We start from the raw sequence: 19,790 nt of genomic DNA, 5'->3' as shown, positions 1-19,790 counted from the left end.
ATAAAGGTTTTGAGTAAATTTTATTTTTATCAAAATTCAAAGAAATTTAATAGAAAGTAATACTATTTATATAACTTTAAGTATAAATTTTAAGACTTTATAATTAATTTTTATAACTTTACATAAAAATGCTTTAATAATAAAAAGTAAAATGAATTAAAGCATAAAATTAAGATTTTTGTATAAAAAAAGATAAGAATAATTAATTTCTTATCTTTAAATCGAATATTAGGTTGTTAATTTTCTAAATTTTTAAAATTAATATAAACACCAATAAGCCTATGGATTTTTAGAAAAAAACAATAGACTCTAGTATAGTAGTGCTAAATTTTTATTAATATTTTCTGTAAGGCTTATATAAAATTTATCATCCATATAATTATTAAAATATTCACCGGTTTCATAGGAATTTTTATTGAGCTTCTTAGTATGTATGAAATTCTTATATTCCCCCACTACAGATTTTACAACTGCAGCTGCATATGCAGGCAGAGATTTAATATTTTCACGGCTTTTATGTACTTGGATAGCCCTATATTTATTTACTACAAGCTGAACTATTCTTTCTTTTAAAAACCATTCCTTTAAATTTGCTATTGCACGAATAAGATGCATTATGAGTTTCTTAGATAATGTAATTTGTGCAAAGCGAATTTTATCCATTACAAGCTCATATTCTTTTGGGTTCTTAGCTATAACAAGTTCAATATAAGTGTCTTCGTTAGTTTTATCCTTGATTGCCTTGCAGTCAAAGGCAAACTTGAAATTTTTAATTCTTTCTGGAGAATAATCCTTTTCACGCAAGGTATCACTATTATCTTCAAAAAGCTCGGAGTAAGTTGAAAGCATTTTGCAGATAGTATATTTTGCATAATATTTTGATTTTGTTTTTAATACATTAAGCCATGAAGAATTAGGCTTTAAAAGATTCATGGAAAAACCAGTATGAAAAGCTGATTTCTTGGAATCCTTAAGCTGAGACATATATATTAAAAGACGTTTTTCTCTTGCTTTCATAAAAGTAAATTCTTCAGAGAAAAAGAACTTTCTTATATTTGTATAACCAGTTGCAGTATAAGAAGCGTCATAATCTAAAGCTTCTGTCTTAGCTTTTGTCATGTTTTCCATATCTTTAAGAAGCCAGCAGTTTAAAGTGCCATCATAAATTAAAACGTTTAAGTTAATTAACTTTTCCAAACAGTTAAAGACAGTTTTATAAGATATCTTAAGATTCTTACGTATGAGGTTAATAAGATCTGACATTTTATCACTAAATGTTTGAATCAAATATTTATCATTAACTTCTGAACTTATATGTACCAGATTTATATAAGTATCTAATATATAATATTCATTGCAGGACAATATTTTTGATAAATGTGAATTATACATTTTAGTTGCCATAGATCTCTGTCACCTCCTTATAATTTCTCACTATGCCTATTGTATTTCATAATGGAGATTTAATCAAAATTTCAAAAATTCCACTCAGATACGTTGATTCTGAGACACTTCTCACGAAAGAATGCGCCTTTGAAGGCATTTTTCCACTCAGATACGTAAATTCAGGGACAGTTCTCTGGAAGTGGCTAGGCGTCTGGCTTAGAACCATGTGGAGTCTTGAATTTTTATGAAAAAAAATCAAAAATCACAAATTTCAAAAAAAAAATTCCACTCAGATACGTTAATTCTGAGACACTTCTCAAAAATAAGCCTTTTTTGCTTCAAAAATTCCACTCAGATACGTTGATTCTGAGACACTTCTCAAAAATCCATAAAAAATAGAAAAAAAATTTTTTTTATTTTTCTATTTTTTAAATAAATATTATTACATAAAAGGAAATATATAGGTTGTTTTTATCCATTTAATTAATATTAAGCCTAAATTTGTAAGAGTATATTTGTATTATAGTGATATTTCCACTCAGATTTTAAATTTAATTTACTATAGAAATAACAAATCTAAGTGGAAAATGCCACTTAGATTTAAGAATTAGGGACAAAATATAAAAAGAAAGTAGAAATCTGAGTGGAAAAATTCAAATGTAGTATGATAATAAAACAAGTGATATAGCCATTATAAAGAAAATCCAAGTGGAAAATACCACTTAGATTTAAGACTTTAAGGACAAAATTATAATAAGAAAATAGAAATCTGAGTGGAAAGATTCAAATGTAGTATGATAATAAAACAAGTAAGATAGCTGTTATAGAGAAAATCCAAGTGGAAAAATGCCACTTAGATTTAAGAATTTAAGGACAAAATTATAATAAGAAAATAGAAATCTGAGTGGAAAAATTCAAATCCAATATGATAATAAAATAAGTAAGATAAATGTTATAAAGAAAATCCAAGTGGAAAATACCACTTAGATCTGAAAGGTTAAAGACAAAAATATAATGAATAGATAAAAATCTAAGTGGAATTTAAAAAATGATTAATATTAAGTTATATAATTATCCATGATATCTTTTGAATGTAGTAGCTGTTCTATGCCAAACGATATATCCTGCAACTGTATTTTTATTTAATTCATCTTGAGGATATTGTAATTTAGCAGCAACTATATGTAAATCAGTATTAAGATCAAAAGATATTCTATATTCAATACTACTATCTAGCAGTCGTATATCAATATAGTCATCATATTCTCCAATTACTTTATAGGGATGTCCTTGGAATGTTTTAGTTGTTATATCTATTTTGTAGTTAACTTTATTACCTTTAATATCTATTAGCAATACCTATATGGATTTTACAAAAAATAATAAAATTTAGCAAGGGTATTCTTTATTGTATTAAGTTTCCTAATAATTAAAAGTTATTTATCAAAAAGGAAATAAATTATATAAAAACAGATCAAGCTTATTGTTCATTAATATTAAAAGAAACCTACATTTTCTGTAAGTTCCTTCAACTAATATCAATATTCTACTTTATCACATATTACATAGTCTTCATTACTACAATTTTCAAATTTATAAATTGGTACTACAGATATCATATTAACTTTATATAAATAATTCAAAATATATAAATTATATACTATTATATAATTGTAAATAAAAAATTTAATAAAATAAAAATTACAAATTAATGAAACAAATATGTAATAAAAGTTACCGATATATATTTATTAAAGCCTTCTATATACTTAAGTAAGTAATATATGTAGTTACTAAATATGTTACTTATTAAGATACATAAATAGTAACATATTTTATAACAATTATAGTAACTTTAAATGTTTCATAAGTAGTAACTAAATATGATACATATACTGTAATTATATATAAGGAAATTAAAAATGTTTTATATGATTTTTCATATTTAAAAATTATAATAATACTAAGTGATTACACTGAATTATGAAAACAAGGTTTCCTTTTAAGCAAAATTAAAAAACTTAATGGTGCTGATAATTTTCTTATAAAGTTTTACACTTTATGAGTTGGTTTGATTGCGATGTTGAGACTAAAATAATAGCATAAACTTAAGGTACAGCTAAACTTTGTATTAGCACTATCTTAAATTTATGCATCTCAATATCGAAATCAATTACTAGAACGAAGTCGCTAAAAGCAGACCGTCCCGTATGGGGATTCAGAATTTACGATTCCCCCTAAAACATATATTTTTATTAACATTTTTCTATTTTGGGTGTCGACAGCATTCCCAGCAAAACTAATGATACGTTTAATTATTTATAGCAATAATCATTAATTTAGAATCACTGCCAGTAGATATAACATCATTAATCCAAAGCTCACCTACCCCAACCATTATTCCTTGATAATTTACAAATAGATACTTGGTAGATGTTTTGCTAATTTTTTGCTTATACTCTTCATAAAAAATCTTGTCATAATTCTTAATTAACTCATCTTTATCTTGAATTTTAGTGACCTTACCATTTATTTTTACATTAATTGGATACTTTATTTCTTCAGCTAATTTTTCTTTATTATCATTTGATATATAATTTCGAATTTTACTAACGAAATCTTCTACATCTTGGTCACTTTTGTTATTAAGAACTTTGGCATATCTTTTTCCATATTCTGCTCCAGGAATACTACCTTCAAGTGATAATACAAATGGATAACTCGTTTTATTATCTGCACTTGTCCATGTTCCTTCAATTTTCTCAAAAGTACTCATTGTTCCTTGAAATATACCTGTATTTTCACCCATTTCATCATACTCATATAGTACAATGTTTTTTTCCCCTGATTTCCCTTGTAATCGTATTTCCTTTCCATGTTCCTCATAATAATATGTTCCAACTATATCTTTTCCTAATGGATAAATACTCATTCGAATTGGAATATTAGTATTTATTGTACCTTTATAATCATAATATCCTTTTTCAAACGGGCTTTTCGTAGTATCTATACTTTCAAGTAAGTTAGAATTTGTATCTTTTGATTGTGACTGAGATTGTTTACTACTTAATGAGTTATCTTCACTAGTTGTATCATTGGCATTAGGATTAAGCCCCTTCTTTGCACTTGAACAACCAAATAGCATTATGATTACGGTAATTATAATGATAATTCTTAGTGTTTTTTTCACTTTTAGCCCTCCAATTTAATATTAATTTTCAGTAATACATTTTACACAGTAATAATAAGTATTTACTTATACAATTATACATAAATTCTTTGAGTAATCATAGCTTACATAACTATGATTCTATACAGAAACTTGAGCGATCAACATCATTCATTAAATTATTCTTACTTCATTTATATCTTAGTTTACAAATTCATTATAATAATCTCTTTATATAATGACTACAAAATAAATCATTGTAGCTGTTACCCAAAGAAGCAAATTGTGATAAATAAGTGCTTTAATAAAATGATTATAAACTTTAAGCAGCAATAATATTAGGGATGTATTTTAGCTGTTATCCCTTGAAGAATGATTATTTTAGATTTGACACCACATAAAGAATTTATAATTCTTACAATTTAACACATAGCTTTATTTGGATTATATTTGAAAGGATGATAAATAATGAATACAAGTGATAATGGAATTGAATTTATTAAAAACGAAGAAGGTCATAAACTTTATGTTTATCGAGATTCTAAGGGAAATCCAACTTGTGGATATGGGCATTTGGTTGTACCTGGAGATAACTTACAAGTGGGGGACACTATAACACAAGAACAAGCGGATCAGTTTTTTTTAGATGATCTCGTTAATTCTACTGAAGGTCCAATTAATGATTTGGATTGTGCGTCTGATTTAAGTCAAAATCAATTTGATGCACTCGCTTCTATTGTATTTAACGGAGGATCTGGCGTTTTACAAACACATGATATGAGGAATATGTTTAATTATCCTGAGATTTTCCCAGATTTTTATGGACCACTTTCAGACGATGAAATTGATACTTGTTCAAGATTAGTCAGCAAAGCATTTTCATATGACAGAAGTTTAAAAGGAAGAAGAAATAGAGAAGCAACTTTATTTTGTCAAGGCGAATTATATACTCACCAATACCCAGTATATACATTATAATTTAATCGAATGTCCTAAATAAATAAGAAAGATCATCCTAAAAGATGATCTTTCTTATTTATTTTCTATATATTAGCACAAAATTTATTATATAACCTTACTTCATTGCACAAAATAATACTGTACCTGCAGCGATATATAAAAGAAAATAACAAGTTCTAAGTTGCCTTGGATATTTTTCATCGGGCAAGAAAGTGAATTGCCATAATAGGCCTGCTATTATGGCAAATTGACTTATTATTTTCTTGATTATACCTTATGCAAAACTTTTATCTTAGGATAATTGGATCAGAAATATTGGTGCTATAAATTCCATGAAGATTTTTAGTAAAGTTACTTAAAAATCATAAAAAAAGTTAAGTAATATATTTAAATGAAATAACATTCTTTAATTTTATTTAATGCCCTCTTTTTCGTTTGATTGATAGCTTGTCTTGATTTATGTTTAAACTCAGCTATTTCTTTTGCAGAATATCCATAAATATATATTAGTTTAATTATTTCTCTTTCTTTATAATTCAATTCAGTTAAAATATCAGAATATATAGTTAGATCGGTTAATGATTCATTACTTTTTATTTCAATATCATAGTTTAACTCAGTTTCTAAATTTAGAATATTCTTTTCCTTAGATAATTTTATATACTTATGTCTTAAAGATTTAGATATATAAGATAAAAGTACCTTTTCATTTTTTAAATATTCATTATTCATATTAAGCTTTCTTATGACCTCTATTAAAAAAATTAGCAATGTTTGCTTTGTATCATCTCCATCTAATAACCTTGCGTATTTGTTTATTTGATTTGAAAAAATACCAATAATATTGTCCACATATTCATTATTATAGTTTTTTTGATATTCAATAATAGTTTCATAAATTGACTTATCCACAAGAATACCCCCTTTTACAATGAAAAAGAGAAAAAACTTGTTATTGTAAACTTTTATTTGTAAATATTGACTATATTGCTCAAATTCTGCTTTTTTTTACAAAAAATATGTTTATATGAAATATGTTTAAAATATGTATTTACAATTTCGTTTTTTAAGACTTCTTATTTATATATAAGTTCTACTTAAGAAAGTTCATAATTTAGTTGGTTGCCTTACCCAACCACTCTAATATAGTAATTAAATCTTAATGAAGAAAATTTTTTAGAACATATATATAAAATCTTTTTAGATAGGAGGGAGTTTATGGAATCAGTTAGTATTGCGATAATTACTTCAATAATTACAGTAATAATAACTATACTTACATTTAGTAAAAACAGTGTGTTAGATGTTAAAAATGATAGTAAGGAAGATGGTATTTTTTCAGCCAAATTAGATTATATAAGTCAAGGAATTTATGATATAAAATTAGATAATAAAGCTCGTGATAAAGAAATTCGAGAAATGGTTAAAGATCTAATTGAGCTAAAGCAGAATTTGATTTCTATTAACAAAAGATTAGATTCACTAGAAAACAAATAAGTTTGAATGGAAGTGATTATCATAGATATGTCCAACTTAATTCAATTTATACCAAAAGAATTACTAATAGTTATTTTAGCTGATTACACAATAGGAATATTTTTCAAAAAGTTGAACTGCATAAAGGATAAATATATAACTATAATTCTAATGTTGTTTACCATAATATTTTCTATGATTATAAGTAAACCAAGTATATCTTCATTCTTGCAAGGAATATTGTGTTGGGGCGCTGCTATTGGAATTAATCAAACAACTAAACAACTTAGTAAAGAAGAATAATTGATTAACAATCCTAATTAGGTGCAGTCAACAAAACTTTCATTCCGAAGATGCCAATGTATATTGTTTAAAAAAACTTTTAAAAAATAAGCAGTAGTTTCTGTTGTACCTACACATAATAAATAAACAAATATAAGTTTGTCAAGATTTTTGTGTAAACTTCAAAAAATAACATGTTTATTTAATAAGGTTGGAGGTAGAATTATAACTTCCAACCTTTATTTTATGATTATCGAATATTATTACATTAATTATTTAAAACATAGGTGATTTAATTGTTCTAAATTTTAAAACAAGACTTCGTCGAAACGATCTTCGAAAAAGATTGATAGTTGAGCTAAAATTTGAGCCCAGCCCTTAATTCCTTGTGTCCACTTTTTGGTGATATCAACAGTTGCAAGATAAAGTATTTTTAACATTAAAAGCCTTCAAATCTTTATACGATAAGTACTTACTTGAGTTTCGTATTTGATGAATAATACATCTTTGTATTTCAGTATTGGGGAATACTGCATGGATAGCTTCTTTGAAACCATTAAGACCATCAACGCAAGCTATTAAAATATCATTTACACCACTAAAATTTCTAAATTTTTTTGAGATAATAAAGTATATCGTTCTTTGTTTCTTTTGCCATTTCTTATTCTAATTTTCATTTCTTTACTCATAATATCTGATATTCTAAGATTAATAACTTCGCTAACACGTAATTCTAGATCATTAATCATTTTCTTGATTTTTGGGTACATTTTATCACTCCTTTAAGAGGTGTGTAAAATGTGAGAAGTGAAGTTCCTTGAGAAAGGACTTCACTTCTTATTTTTTCCATATAAAATTTTATTTAATCACCAAACCAAGCCGTCGCTTTTAGCGATTTAGTTCTATAGTCCTAGTACGCACTAATATTGAAAGACACCTACATTTCTGTAAGCGTCCTTATATAAAAATTTTATTACTTTTTCAATTTATGCTATTACAGTTGCAGGTATTTTAATTGTTACTATTCCTGCAGGTGGAATATCTCCAACATTAACTATAATATTTTTAGAGGTTGAACTTGAATCAACTGTTCCTTGAGTAGTTGTTACTCCACTAACATTAAAATCAATATGATTTGGAGCTGGGTCATTTACAACTACTGCTTTAGCTGTTTTTGTACCAGTGTTAGTTATTACAAGAGTATATGTGAAATTATCTCCAATCCATACATCTTTTACATCTGCTGTTTTTAATAAACTCAATGTAGTGTCAGATGATCCATGAAATATAATCGTAACCTCTCCACCAGGGTTATTGGTATTGGTACCTTTGGCATGAGCAATATTAGTTATATACTCTGTATCTATTGGTTGAGGATCTGGTGTTGGTATTGGGTCAGTTTTTTTAGTTACATTTATAGTACATGATGCACTTAAATTGCTACCATCTGCTGTAGTTGCTGTTATTGTACAAGTTCCTTCTTTAATTCCATTTACTTTTATAAGTTTACCATTAGTAGGATCTACTTCTATTGTTGCCACTGAAGTATCACTTGATTTCCATGTTACGCCTACCGATGCTGGAGTTGTTGTTGCTGTTAGTTTATCTGAATCTCCTAAATTTAAATCCATTGTGGATTTATCTAATGTTATTGATTGATTATTCCAGTTTCCCCACGCAAACTCTCCACCATACACTCCTATATTAGCCTGTGTTCCATCTGGATTTGTACCTGTTCCCGCATTTTTCCATCCACTTGAAGTTATGTTATAATTACTATCCATGGTAACATTCTTCAAGTTAAAATATCCAGAAGTACATGCAGTATCTTTATTGGTAACACTACAACTATCATATGTGAAATTGTTCCAATTACCTGGACCAAATAAACAATTACTAACTCTTCCTGTATAAAGATAAAATATATCTTTTGACCCATCTGAACTATATTGATTTGTATAAACAATATTATATAAATTGAAATTTCTTCCTAATACTGACCATGTCTCATCAATATTGTTAGCATTAATAACAAATCTATATAAGTTTACATTTGTTCCTTGTATTTGACATGTATTAATTACCGATTCTTTTTCATATCCTATATAGCTAATTCCAGACTTAAAAGTTTTTTTAGTTTCAGTGAAATTTCCTTTAAAAACAATTGCTTCACCACTATTTACATTTGATTCTGCCATTTTTAATGTTTTATATGGATTAATTTCATTACCATCACCAGTTGTATCATTACCATTATTAGAATCAACATATACAATTTTATTAAAACTCAAAGTTGTATTATTAATTTTTATTGATTGAGTTGAACTATCTGCAAAAGCATTAACACAACAACCCAACATTAATATTAAAGCCATTACAAACATTATACTAAACTTTTTAAAGTAATTTTTCATTTATCATTCTCTCCCTTATTTTCAATAATAAATGAATGCGCATTCCTTATATTTATTTTATTTCTAATACCAATTAAATCCAACAACAATCGTAATACAAATTCCTTTATATCTAAGAAATTCAGTAAATTTTTACATGTTTTATTATCCATATTTATACTATTTTACTTTAAATAGATAAGAAAAAAGACTTTTTATTTATGTCCTTAATGTTATCTATACTTATATACTTGGACATCATATTCTCCAATTGTATAGCAATATAAAAAGACACATAAATTTCTCTAAGTGCCTTCAACAAATATCAATATCCTATTTTATCTCATATTAGATAGTCTTCATTACTAGCATTTTTTAATTTATAAGTGGTACACAGGCTTTGCTATAAATTCTAAATATATAATTAATAATATGCCATTTATATATAATAAATTATTCTATATATTTAAATGTAAAATATTAATTTTATAAAAGATAAAAGCATAAATAAATGAAAAGATATATAAGAATAATTGCAGATATATACTGATTATAAGCTATATATATGCTTTTATAAGTAACATATATAGTAACTAACTATGTTACTATATGAGGTACTTAGTTAGTAACATAGTTTATAACAATAATAGTAACCATTAATGTTTCATAATAAGTAACTAAAAGAGATACATATATTGTAACAATACATAGGGAAACTAAAAATATTTTATATGATTTTTTTTATTATAAAGGTATAATAATACTAAGTGATTACACTGAATTATAGAAAACTAGGTTTCCTTTTTAATATAAATTTTCAAGGTAAACGGCAGGGGTTTGTTGATGAATGAAAACTTTAAGATACAAATAATAGATAAGTTTAAAAGTAAATATGAAGAAATCACAAAAAAGAGTATTGAAAAACTTTTAAAAGCTCTTGAAGATGATTTTGCAAATATTGAAGATGTAGATAAAAGAGAGCTTATTACAAAGAATCTTTTAAGTGCTGTTAAAAAGACAAAATACAGATATGTAAAGAGAATTTTTGATGACAGCGAAAGTGATTATAATAAGGATATCTTATTTGCAAAACAACAGTATGAACAAGTATTATCAAAAAAAATAAGTCAAAAGAAATTTAAAGAATATTTCAATACTAAAACTTTTAAGGAATATGAAAAAAAGAGAGAAGAATTAATAATTAACTGGCGAAATGATGAAATGACTTTACTTACGGATTTTCCTTATTTTGAAGGTTGTAAGAAGGCTGCGATTAATTCGGCTTTTAAAAATGATATATTGGTTTTATTTTATAGGTTTATAGAAAATGCAGACAATCTAAAAAATACCACAAAGGTTCCAAGTATACTTTCTTCAATTCCGATTGATACTACCTCTAGGACATATTTTTTGACGGATGAACAAAAAAAGAATTTGGAGGTGTGCGTGGATATTAATGAACCTTCAACAATAGATAGATATATAATGATTGATGAAAACGAGCAAAATGAGCTTTTATTGCAGCTTGAACAGAAAACCTATCTTCAAATAAAAAATGGAGAGAATTCTGAGAAAGTTTTAGATTTATTGACTCAAATTGCCCTTATTAAATCTATAAAATATCTAAATAGACTGGATGTAAAGATAATAAGTTATTACTATACTCATTTTCATAAAATAGTTCTTGAAGAACCTATTGTAAAAAGTATAAGCAAAATAACAACAGATTTAAAAATGGCAAATACAACTAAGAATTATGATGCCGTTGAAAGCTCCATTGCTAAACTTGGAAGTACTCGTCTTTCTTATAAGATGGAAGGAAGATCTATTAATGGAATCTTTCTTGAAAGCTCCATCTATGAGCAAGATGGTATAAGAATGGCGAAGGTTTATCTTGGAAGCATATTAAAGGAACTTATCTTGAAGAAAAGTACTCTTGAATATGATGAAGTTTCCTTTGATTCTCTTGGAGCAGATGCACAGCAGCTTGCTATATGGCTTCAAAAGAGAAGATATAGATGTGCTTTGTTAAAGGTTAAATATAACGAAGTAATAACATTAAATAAACTTTCAACTGCAATCTACTGGAATACTAAACGAATAGATAGAAAAAGGGATAGATTAAAAGATGCCCTTGAAGAATTATCTAAAAATAAAATTGTAGTCCGTGAAGCTTCATATTCGAAAAAAGATATATCCTTTGATATTACTTATATTCCACTTTCACGCAATGAAATGGCAAAGATTAATGTTGGTTATGATGAAGTAAATTTAATTGAAAATAACAAAAATGTTTTAATATAAAATATTAAAATAAAGATAATAATTAAATGATAAAACTAGTATATTACTTGTATTAGCTTAATTAATAAGGTACATAAGGTGTAACACTATAGGTTACGTTTTATGTACCTTGTTATGTTACTTAATTATTCTCTTAACTTGGATAAAGTTTGAATTAATGTTATAATATAGCTTGTTAAGTAAGGGGGAATATATTAATGAATAAAAAATTAAAGAAAATGTTTTGTAGCACTATTTTGTTAAGTTCTATTTTTTATCTTTCACCATTAGCACAAATAAATGCATATTCGGAATCAGGACTAAGAAATCAATGGAAACACGAGAGTCATTATGCACCATATGCAGGACGTAATATTGAAAGCTGGAATTACTACGGAAATGATGGCAAACCTAAAGAAGGTTGGTTTACTGTAGGCGGTAAATGGTATTATGGAAATGAAACTCATGATAATGATTTTTATGGAATTTACATAAATGAATGGGTTTCTAGCAACGGTAATTATAATTATTATTGTGGTTCTGATGGAGCTATGAAAACAGGGTGGTTCCAAGCACGTCCTGGTAATAACTATGATGCAGGATTTAAATGGTATTATGCAGGAGCCGATGGTAAAATACTAAGAAATACATATACACCAGATGGGTACTGGGTTGATTCAAACGGAATTTACAAATAAATTTTAAAAACATTAGCATTAGTTTATTTTAACAAATGCTAATGTTTTTTTGTTTTAAATAGTATTATTTTATAGTAATAAATTTCTCTCATTTTTTATAATTAGTTTTAGCATTTTTAAATTGAAATATATCCTAAAAACTTCGCACTTTTATGGCATAAAACCTAGTTAGTATCTAATTATTTATATAGTTAAGTTTCTGGAATTATAACATGTTATGTAATTATTATTGTTACTTTTTATGTTACTTAAATATTAATAAGTTTTGTAACTTAATTTGTAATGTTGCTTGTATCAGAATTTGTTTCAATTATTATATCGTTAATCCTTTATTTACCAGTAGGAATAATTAGGATATAATCTAAATATATGATAATTTACTTATGAAAGAGAGATTAACTATGGAGAATAAAGATATTGAAACGGCAGAAGATTATAATAGATGAGTTGTATATTAAAGGCGAATATGATAGATATAGAAGATTATAATAAAGCAATAGATATAATATTAGAAAGTGATCCTGATAAAGTTAAAATTACAGGAGATGCTGAAGGTTTTGTAGTTCTACATACTTACATAGAAATAGACAAGCCTCTGATGATTGATGAAGTCATTTTAGGGCCAAAGGTAAAGAACCCTACAGAAGCTGCTAATTATATTTATTTTGTTAATAGAGATATTTCTGTATCTAAATCTAGAATTCAATATCAATAAAAATGTATAAATAAAAAATAAATAGATAGATAGAAAAATACCCCAGAGAGAGTTATTAATTTACACTACCTCTGGGGCACTTTTATTTCTTTTCTTTTTTTAAAGTTTCAATTAATTTTGGTAAGGTTCCATTTAAATATATATCTAAAAATTCAGCTTTTTTATAGCCTAATAATTCGCTAATTTCTTCTATTTTTTGAACTGTTTCTTCTGATAAATTGTAATTAGGTCTTACTGTTTTATTGCTTATAAAGTGAGCTGATATCCTCTTTTTACCTATAATTAAGTTCTTTGTTACTGTAACAGGTGCTGTTCTCTTTTTTGTTACCTTTTTTGTTACCTCAGTTTCGATAAAGCTGGTAACTAAGTTTGTAACATTATTTGTATCAGAGTTTGTTACGTTCCTATTTGGAAGTGGTTTAGCTGAAATTGGTTTTACTTGTTCTTTCTTACTTGCCATTTGCTTATCTCCTTTGCAACATTTTTATATGCTATTGAACCGTCGAATTTTTCTCCAGCATATTGACTTATACTTTTAAACTGCATAACAGCATCTTTAAATTTAGTACTTGTTTTTACATAGCTAGGGAACACATAATATTTTTCTTCAAGCATTTCAACAACTTCTTTACCATGCTTTGCACGGCTATCATACATTGTGATTAAAACTTTAATATCATTTAGATCCTTATTATATTCTTGAACTTGTTTCACAGTTTGTTCTAAGATTTCAAGTGCTCTTACTGAAAGATAAGACGCATCAACTGGAGCAAGGGCAAAATCACTTGCAAATAATGAATTTATAGTTGTATTTCCAAGAGAAGGACTGTTATCTATTAATATAAAATCAAAGTTTTCTTGTACTTTTTCAAGAGCCTTTTTAAGTACGTTTTCTCTTCCCATTACGCCCATAAGGTACATTTCTACAGTTGAGAATTCTATGCAGCTTGGAATCATAAATAAGTTAGTAGTTCCTGTTGGAACAATAACTTCATCTATATCCATATCTCCTCTAAATACATTTTCTATACTTGCATATTTTTCAAGTGGATTTAATCCAACATAAACACTTAAAGAACTTTGAGGATCCAAATCAATAATTAATGTTTTCTTGTTTAATCTGCTTAGTTCATATCCAAGGTTATAAGTTGAAGTAGATTTCCCAACCCCACCTTTATTATTTAAGACGCTGATTACAGTAGCCATAATATTATCACTCCATATCAATTCAAATTTTTATCTATTAACGTTAGTTCTTAGCTTTAAATAACTTATTAACTTAATTTTCATTAATTAGTTCTAAAGCATTTTTTAGTATAGTGAGTTTTAATACATTATGTTACATGCTTTGTAACAAGTATATAAATGTAGAATTAAGATTTAATATAATGGATATGTACTTTTTGTTGTTACCATATTTGTTACAATATATTTACATAAAGCGTAACAGATAAATTTACATATTATGTAACATTATTTGATACAAGAATCAAAGTAAATCTGTTACAAAATAAGTTACAAAATCAGTAACTAAAATATAAATAGAATGCTTATTATTAACCATTTATATAGTTTTTAAACTGATAAATAATAATTATATAAGTTGAAATTATTATTCATTATATGTTTTAATATTTAATTTATTATATGATATCAAAATTACATTTATATTATAGATTATTATAATAATTATAGTTTAATTTCAATCACTAATTTTATCATAAATTTTATTAAAATTCTAATATATATTGAAATAAATTATCTATAACTATTAATCTTTTTTCTTCTTATATATTATACAAATTAATTATAACTTTTTCTAATAAAAAAATCCAATCCAATCGAAGTAAAATTATTACATTTAAATTACAAAAAATATTTTAAATACCTATATATTTCCAGAATGAAGGTATATCTATTAATTAAGAAGAAAGGAAAGGAGGTAAAATGTATGGCAGTTTCATTAACAAAGAAAGCAACTTCACTTGGAATTGAAGTTCAAAAAGGTGTGGACAAAGCAGGAGATGCGATTTTTAAAACAAAGATGTTTGCAAATGTAAAAAATGATGCAGATCCATCCGCTGTTTATGAAGTGGCTCAAGCAATAAAAGGCGTAATGGCTGATAAAACAAGAGATACCTTTTTGAGTGTTACTTCAAGTATCGATAACAATTAGTTTGGAGCAATTTAAAAAAGAAAGGAGGTAAAGTTATTATGGAATATGTCTTAGCTATAACATTTAATACTCCAGGGGGTACAACAAGTACTTTAAGTATAACTGGAGTTAAGCCTGATATTACAAAAGAACAGGTTGTTTCTTTAATGGATACAATAATTTCAAAGACTATATTTGAAGTAAATGCTGGCGAACTTATAAGTAAAAGTGGTGCCAAACTTACTGAAAGAAAAATCACTAAATATGATGTGGCAGCTTAGTAGTTAAGTATAAAAGAGAGATTAATTTCTAAGGTAAATTAATCTCTCTTTTATCATATTTACGTTAGGTATATCTATATTATAGGCTATTCTAAAAAAATACTACTATAGTATAGAATTTCAAAACAATGGGGAATTTATATGGACTATGAAAGAATTGAGAAACTAGTATTAAAGGCTAAAATTTTTTATAACAGATGAAGTTTTTGCAATGTATTCATCAGAGAGCTTATCTATACCATCGCAAATTAACTTAAGTGAACAATGCTCACATGCTGCAATTATGCTTTCAGCTTTAAGGGAGCAGTTCAAGACATCATTTAAAGTTGAATTTCTTATGGCAAGGGCAATTTGCTTTTTATCAAAGTCTTCTGAGTCTAGTGCAGCTATTTTTATAGTATTATTCATATAAATTCCTCCTGTAAAATGTTGTTTAATTAATAGATATGATTAACATAAGGAATTATATAGTTAATTTTTTAGTTATAGAGAAAAAATACCATGAACTATAAGTTATTTTTAGGTTGTATATTTTAAGAATATAAGAATATATATTATTTAGAATTTATATTCTTAGGATTTTTAACGTTGAGAGAGGAGTTTATAAATTCTATGGGCAAGGATGAATTTAAAAATGATTTTATTGAAGAAGAAAAAGAAATAATAGGTTTTGATGATGAAACAAAAGGAAATGAATTAGTAAGCTTTAACTTTGGAAATGATGATTTATGTTGTGATGAAATGAATGGAGCATCACAGGAGCTATTGCAGAATTTTAAAAATAATAAAAGACTTATACCACTTTCAAAGATACATAAAACAAAATTTTTAAGTAGCAGTGGCCTTACAAAAAATGAAAATGGAGCTGCACACATAATTGATGGTGAAGCTCCAGATAGCAAAAGATGCTATAACTTAAGATCATCAACGGTCCGAAAATTATCAGAGCTTAAGAGTATACATCCAGATATTAATATTTGTGTATCAACTATTGTTGATTTAGCTGTTAATTATTTTTACAGCTGTATTAAGGAAGATTAATTTTAATGACCAGAATCAATACCAGGAGTCTTAAAGGAATTATAGATCCTTTCTACTACAGGCTTAAAATAGTCTTTTTCACTGGCAGGATATGTAAAGCCAAAGCGATTAAAAGATTCTTTACCTAATATAAAATATTCATAAGTAATCTTTCCATCTTTTTCCCAAGATAAAGTATAAGAGTTTTTTCCTAAATGGGAATAAGACGGAGTTACATTTATGTACTGTAATGATTGATTATAATAATATTCTATTGTTTGAAAAATAGCATTGTTATTTCCACTTGCGCCTAACTCAAGGCGACCATCAGCACTTTTAAAATCTGCACCGCCTCCATTTGCACCGCCACCCATAAATTGTAGATTACTAGGATAATCAATGGAAAAAAGAAATCGCTTATTAGTGTAAGTTTTATATGTAATATTACTGTTATTATTACTATTATCATCAGAAACCTGATTGCTTTGTTTTGCTTTTGTTGGAGTATCTTCTATTAAACCATTGCTATTTAAGTAATAACCGTCTACTGTGGTATTAGTGGCCATGGTTCCATCAGTATTTAAATAATACCACTGATCCTTATTTTTTATCCATCCAGTCCTCATTTTCCCATCATCGCCAAGATAATACCAAGAATTCTTATCTTTAACCCAGTCTACCTGCAGAACATTATTTTTATAAAAATGCCAGCTGTCGTTTTCTTTAATCCAGCCTTCTTTAACTTCTTCTGCTGTTACTTTTACATTGCTTTGAACAGGAGTATTGTTATTACTTTCCATTTTTGTAGCTAAAATCGCACCACCTACTGCACAGGATGAAACCACAACTGCTGCTAAAGCTCCACCAATTATTATTCCCTTATTCATTTTATTTTGTCCCCTTTAAGTATTTTGTGTTTATAAAATTAATTAGATTATTCTTTGGTTAACTTTCCACTTTAAGAAACATTTTACATTATAAGCATATATTAAGCAATCTTGTATTCCATTAATTACATTAGATTTTAACTAATCAAATTAATATAAATATATAATAGATGTAGAAAATGCATTACAACATATTTTCTATATTCATTAAATAAATTTGAATAATATAAGAAATATTTGAACTATAATATATAAGTAATGTATATTAAAATTTACCTATAATATTTGTAATACTAATCATATAATCTATTTATATATATAGGATATGCTTATAAATAGGTAACTCATAATGTAACAATAAAGATAACACTTTTAGTAACGCAAAAAGTAATTTATTTACTTACTCTATTAATAACATAAAGAGTTACATTAATAGTAACTAATAATAATACAAATATAGTAACATAAAATATTACTTAAGCTGTCACTTAAAAATATACTAAGTAAGGTCTTAAAGTATAATTAGCTATTATAAAAAAGCAAAAGTATTTATTAAAAATCATATATAAGAAATAAAAGTGTAAAATATATGGCAAATAAAAAATTTATATATATAGTATTTATACTATATATATAAATTTTTTATTTGAAACTAGAAAAATAAGCCCTAAAGAAAACTTTTTAGTAATTTTACAAAAAAATGTTAAGAGTCTATTTCGATTACGACCAAAATGTGGTAACATAGTATTGTACTACTTTTGACTATGGGGGAATTACCATGAAGGAAATGGTTAACATTGGTAATAGAGAGCGAGCATGTAATATTTTATTGTATTTAGAATTTAAAGCTTCTGTTGGAGATTTTTATATTTTTAAATGCAGCAAAAGATATTATAAAAAATCTAATAAAATTGAGAAATGTAACTTTTATGTTGTGTATAGCCTGAAAAGAAAAGATATTTTATTTAAATTTCATGTGGAAAATATGGTAGATATTTTTGAGTTCCTTACGGATAATGACAAAATTAAATTTCTTGAGGAAGTGTTATTGTTTGGTGGAATAGTCTTGCAGGATATAGCAGTAGAGAAGATACAAACTGGAAGTTATTCTTTACATATTGCTAATAAGCAGGATATCTATAATAGAGAACTTGTGTTTTCTAAATACAATGCAGAAGTAAACTTAATTGATCCTAAGCATTTATGCTGTTAAAATTAGAAAAATTATTAACAGTTTTAGGTCGTTTTCGACTTAAAAAGTATTGAAAAAATGGCAATAGTTAGGCTATATTAGAAGGGGGAATTGAATGGTAATAACAAAAATATTACCACTATGTTTATGTTCTGTTTTCTTAATAAATTTAGGAATCTGTAGTGGAAGCAACAATTTTGATTACAAATGTGCAGCCAAGGAAAAAATCAATAATCACTTAGCAGATATGTCATTGATTAGAGTAAATGAAAGTTTAATTGAAGTTGTAGAAATGCAGCAGGAAGAAAAAGAGCGTAGAGCACGGGTTGGGTTTAATAGCTATGATATAGGAATTCCAAGTGGAATCACCCATAAAGAGATGACAAATGTACTTAATACTTCATATCATGCAAATTTGTTAAAGCTTTCAGATGCTTTTGTTGATGCGGAAAGGCAGTATAAGGTAAATGCCTTTGCTCTAGTTGCAATAGCAGCTGCCGAATCTGGGTGGGATGAAAGCTTGAGAGCTAATAATGGGAATAACAATATTACAGGTATGGATGTTCAATTTGATTCATCAAAAGGAACTGTATATGCTTCAAAATATGAATGTATAATTGATTTGGCAAGGCAGCTTAGAATATATTATTTAACACCTGGGGCTTGTTATTATAGTGGAGGGAGCACAAGTAAAGTTAATAAATACTACAGTGCCGATTCTAAATGGTATAAGACTATTGATAGAATAGGGGATGAATTAGTTTTTGAATATGATAGATTATATAGATAATAAAGGGATAGTTATATATGTTTTAATTGTCAATGTTCAATTAATGAATAAATTCTTTCAGAATTTATTAAATGGAGCCCCACAATACTAATTAAAAGTTATA

Annotated in this window: 21 protein-coding genes and 1 pseudogene; 11 read left to right on the top strand and 11 right to left on the bottom strand. The window is 26.4% G+C overall.

Going from position 1 to position 19,790, the window contains the following annotated elements:
- Positions 1-309: 309 nt before the first annotated feature.
- The 3 genes from L3B98_RS21555 to L3B98_RS21545 all read right to left on the bottom strand — a co-directional run bounded on the left by L3B98_RS21555 (position 310) and on the right by L3B98_RS21545 (position 4,576).
- Positions 310-1,404 carry a hypothetical protein gene (locus L3B98_RS21555; RefSeq protein WP_238918202.1) on the bottom strand — a complete coding sequence of 365 codons (1,095 nt, stop codon included), beginning with the start codon at positions 1,402-1,404 and terminating at the stop codon, positions 310-312.
- Between the two features lie 1,053 nt (positions 1,405-2,457).
- Positions 2,458-2,742: a hypothetical protein gene (locus L3B98_RS21550; protein WP_238918201.1), complete on the bottom strand. Its 285-nt coding sequence runs from the start codon at positions 2,740-2,742 to the stop codon at positions 2,458-2,460.
- Positions 2,743-3,697: 955 nt separating this feature from the next.
- The gene (locus L3B98_RS21545) at positions 3,698-4,576 is read right to left on the bottom strand and encodes a hypothetical protein (protein ID WP_238918200.1); all 879 of its coding nucleotides are present in this window, start codon (positions 4,574-4,576) and stop codon (positions 3,698-3,700) included.
- 447 nt (positions 4,577-5,023) lie between these two features.
- Between L3B98_RS21545 and L3B98_RS21540 the strand changes: the two genes are divergently transcribed.
- A complete protein-coding gene (locus tag L3B98_RS21540; protein WP_238918199.1) occupies positions 5,024-5,533 on the top strand; it encodes a lysozyme in 510 nt (169 codons plus the stop codon).
- Positions 5,534-5,902: 369 nt separating this feature from the next.
- On the opposite strand, the gene L3B98_RS21535 is transcribed toward L3B98_RS21540, so the two are convergent.
- Positions 5,903-6,427 (bottom strand): sigma factor-like helix-turn-helix DNA-binding protein, encoded by a 525-nt coding sequence (locus L3B98_RS21535; protein WP_238918198.1) that lies wholly within the window; start codon positions 6,425-6,427, stop codon positions 5,903-5,905.
- A gap of 306 nt (positions 6,428-6,733) precedes the next feature.
- On the opposite strand from L3B98_RS21535, the gene L3B98_RS21530 reads away from it, so the two are divergent.
- Both L3B98_RS21530 and L3B98_RS21525 read left to right on the top strand, forming a co-directional pair.
- Entirely contained in the window at positions 6,734-7,012 is a 279-nt protein-coding gene (locus L3B98_RS21530) for a hypothetical protein (protein WP_238918197.1), read from the top strand.
- Between the two features lie 6 nt (positions 7,013-7,018).
- Positions 7,019-7,294: a phage holin family protein gene (locus tag L3B98_RS21525; protein WP_343073702.1), complete on the top strand. Its 276-nt coding sequence runs from the start codon at positions 7,019-7,021 to the stop codon at positions 7,292-7,294.
- 287 nt (positions 7,295-7,581) lie between these two features.
- On the opposite strand, the pseudogene L3B98_RS21520 reads toward L3B98_RS21525, so the two are convergent.
- The 3 genes and pseudogenes from L3B98_RS21520 to L3B98_RS21510 form a co-directional block, all read right to left on the bottom strand.
- Positions 7,582-7,870, bottom strand: a pseudogene (locus tag L3B98_RS21520) (transposase); the annotation flags it as partial.
- Positions 7,864-7,950, bottom strand: coding sequence for a hypothetical protein (locus L3B98_RS21515; protein ID WP_238918226.1), 87 nt, complete (start codon positions 7,948-7,950; stop codon positions 7,864-7,866). The pseudogene L3B98_RS21520 and the gene L3B98_RS21515, both read right to left, overlap by 7 nt.
- Positions 7,951-8,259: 309 nt before the next feature.
- Positions 8,260-9,687 carry an Ig-like domain-containing protein gene (locus L3B98_RS21510; RefSeq protein ID WP_238918196.1) on the bottom strand — a complete coding sequence of 476 codons (1,428 nt, stop codon included), beginning with the start codon at positions 9,685-9,687 and terminating at the stop codon, positions 8,260-8,262.
- An 822-nt stretch (positions 9,688-10,509) separates the two neighbouring features.
- Between L3B98_RS21510 and L3B98_RS21505 the strand changes: the two genes are divergently transcribed.
- The 3 genes from L3B98_RS21505 (at position 10,510) to L3B98_RS21495 (ending at position 13,362) form a co-directional block, all read left to right on the top strand.
- A complete protein-coding gene (locus L3B98_RS21505; protein WP_238918195.1) occupies positions 10,510-11,970 on the top strand; it encodes a hypothetical protein in 1,461 nt (486 codons plus the stop codon).
- Positions 11,971-12,167: 197 nt separating this feature from the next.
- Positions 12,168-12,647: a hypothetical protein gene (locus L3B98_RS21500; protein ID WP_238918194.1), complete on the top strand. Its 480-nt coding sequence runs from the start codon at positions 12,168-12,170 to the stop codon at positions 12,645-12,647.
- A gap of 442 nt (positions 12,648-13,089) precedes the next feature.
- Complete coding sequence (locus L3B98_RS21495; protein ID WP_238918193.1) at positions 13,090-13,362, top strand: hypothetical protein; 273 nt, start codon at positions 13,090-13,092, stop codon at positions 13,360-13,362.
- 82 nt (positions 13,363-13,444) lie between these two features.
- On the opposite strand, the gene L3B98_RS21490 is transcribed toward L3B98_RS21495, so the two are convergent.
- Entirely contained in the window at positions 13,445-13,822 is a 378-nt protein-coding gene (locus tag L3B98_RS21490) for a hypothetical protein (RefSeq protein ID WP_238918192.1), read from the bottom strand.
- Positions 13,798-14,568, bottom strand: coding sequence for a ParA family protein (locus L3B98_RS21485; protein ID WP_238918191.1), 771 nt, complete (start codon positions 14,566-14,568; stop codon positions 13,798-13,800). The genes L3B98_RS21490 and L3B98_RS21485 overlap by 25 nt, the downstream gene beginning before the upstream one ends.
- A gap of 745 nt (positions 14,569-15,313) precedes the next feature.
- On the opposite strand from L3B98_RS21485, the gene L3B98_RS21480 reads away from it, so the two are divergent.
- Positions 15,314-15,538, top strand: coding sequence for a DUF1659 domain-containing protein (locus L3B98_RS21480; RefSeq protein ID WP_238918190.1), 225 nt, complete (start codon positions 15,314-15,316; stop codon positions 15,536-15,538).
- A 38-nt stretch (positions 15,539-15,576) separates the two neighbouring features.
- Positions 15,577-15,798 carry a DUF2922 domain-containing protein gene (locus tag L3B98_RS21475; RefSeq protein WP_238918189.1) on the top strand — a complete coding sequence of 74 codons (222 nt, stop codon included), beginning with the start codon at positions 15,577-15,579 and terminating at the stop codon, positions 15,796-15,798.
- A gap of 171 nt (positions 15,799-15,969) precedes the next feature.
- On the opposite strand, the gene L3B98_RS21470 is transcribed toward L3B98_RS21475, so the two are convergent.
- Complete coding sequence (locus L3B98_RS21470; RefSeq protein WP_238918188.1) at positions 15,970-16,206, bottom strand: hypothetical protein; 237 nt, start codon at positions 16,204-16,206, stop codon at positions 15,970-15,972.
- Positions 16,207-16,410: 204 nt separating this feature from the next.
- Here L3B98_RS21470 and L3B98_RS21465 point away from each other — a divergent pair, with 204 nt between their 5' ends.
- Positions 16,411-16,839, top strand: a complete 429-nt coding sequence (locus L3B98_RS21465; RefSeq protein ID WP_238918187.1) for a hypothetical protein — start codon at positions 16,411-16,413, stop codon at positions 16,837-16,839.
- A 2-nt stretch (positions 16,840-16,841) separates the two neighbouring features.
- Here the strand turns inward: L3B98_RS21465 and L3B98_RS21460 are convergent, their stop codons facing one another.
- The gene (locus tag L3B98_RS21460) at positions 16,842-17,705 is read right to left on the bottom strand and encodes a hypothetical protein (protein WP_238918186.1); all 864 of its coding nucleotides are present in this window, start codon (positions 17,703-17,705) and stop codon (positions 16,842-16,844) included.
- Positions 17,706-18,483: 778 nt separating this feature from the next.
- Here L3B98_RS21460 and L3B98_RS21455 point away from each other — a divergent pair.
- Positions 18,484-18,918, top strand: a complete 435-nt coding sequence (locus L3B98_RS21455; protein ID WP_238918185.1) for a hypothetical protein — start codon at positions 18,484-18,486, stop codon at positions 18,916-18,918.
- A gap of 94 nt (positions 18,919-19,012) precedes the next feature.
- Positions 19,013-19,687, top strand: coding sequence for a glucosaminidase domain-containing protein (locus L3B98_RS21450; RefSeq protein ID WP_238918184.1), 675 nt, complete (start codon positions 19,013-19,015; stop codon positions 19,685-19,687).
- The last annotated feature ends 103 nt before the right edge of the window (positions 19,688-19,790 follow it).

The organism is Clostridium sp. YIM B02555 (genome assembly GCF_022320955.1).
Classification (GTDB): Bacteria; Bacillota; Clostridia; order Clostridiales; family Clostridiaceae; genus Clostridium; species Clostridium saccharoperbutylacetonicum.
This window is presented reverse-complemented; position numbering and strand designations above follow the sequence as displayed.

Excerpts from the sequence above, each read along its gene's own strand:
- L3B98_RS21555 (WP_238918202.1), bottom strand. The coding sequence starts at position 1,404 with ATGGCAACTAAAATGTATAATTCACATTTATCAAAAATATTGTCCTGC.
- L3B98_RS21540 (WP_238918199.1), top strand. The coding sequence starts at position 5,024 with ATGAATACAAGTGATAATGGAATTGAATTTATTAAAAACGAAGAAGGT.
- L3B98_RS21530 (WP_238918197.1), top strand. The coding sequence starts at position 6,734 with ATGGAATCAGTTAGTATTGCGATAATTACTTCAATAATTACAGTAATA.
- L3B98_RS21525 (WP_343073702.1), top strand. The coding sequence starts at position 7,019 with ATGGAAGTGATTATCATAGATATGTCCAACTTAATTCAATTTATACCA.
- L3B98_RS21515 (WP_238918226.1), bottom strand. The coding sequence starts at position 7,950 with ATGAAAATTAGAATAAGAAATGGCAAAAGAAACAAAGAACGATATACT.
- L3B98_RS21510 (WP_238918196.1), bottom strand. The coding sequence starts at position 9,687 with ATGAAAAATTACTTTAAAAAGTTTAGTATAATGTTTGTAATGGCTTTA.
- L3B98_RS21505 (WP_238918195.1), top strand. The coding sequence starts at position 10,510 with ATGAATGAAAACTTTAAGATACAAATAATAGATAAGTTTAAAAGTAAA.
- L3B98_RS21500 (WP_238918194.1), top strand. The coding sequence starts at position 12,168 with ATGAATAAAAAATTAAAGAAAATGTTTTGTAGCACTATTTTGTTAAGT.
- L3B98_RS21495 (WP_238918193.1), top strand. The coding sequence starts at position 13,090 with ATGAGTTGTATATTAAAGGCGAATATGATAGATATAGAAGATTATAAT.
- L3B98_RS21490 (WP_238918192.1), bottom strand. The coding sequence starts at position 13,822 with ATGGCAAGTAAGAAAGAACAAGTAAAACCAATTTCAGCTAAACCACTT.
- L3B98_RS21485 (WP_238918191.1), bottom strand. The coding sequence starts at position 14,568 with ATGGCTACTGTAATCAGCGTCTTAAATAATAAAGGTGGGGTTGGGAAA.
- L3B98_RS21480 (WP_238918190.1), top strand. The coding sequence starts at position 15,314 with ATGGCAGTTTCATTAACAAAGAAAGCAACTTCACTTGGAATTGAAGTT.
- L3B98_RS21475 (WP_238918189.1), top strand. The coding sequence starts at position 15,577 with ATGGAATATGTCTTAGCTATAACATTTAATACTCCAGGGGGTACAACA.
- L3B98_RS21470 (WP_238918188.1), bottom strand. The coding sequence starts at position 16,206 with ATGAATAATACTATAAAAATAGCTGCACTAGACTCAGAAGACTTTGAT.
- L3B98_RS21465 (WP_238918187.1), top strand. The coding sequence starts at position 16,411 with ATGGGCAAGGATGAATTTAAAAATGATTTTATTGAAGAAGAAAAAGAA.
- L3B98_RS21460 (WP_238918186.1), bottom strand. The coding sequence starts at position 17,705 with ATGAATAAGGGAATAATAATTGGTGGAGCTTTAGCAGCAGTTGTGGTT.
- L3B98_RS21455 (WP_238918185.1), top strand. The coding sequence starts at position 18,484 with ATGAAGGAAATGGTTAACATTGGTAATAGAGAGCGAGCATGTAATATT.
- L3B98_RS21450 (WP_238918184.1), top strand. The coding sequence starts at position 19,013 with ATGGTAATAACAAAAATATTACCACTATGTTTATGTTCTGTTTTCTTA.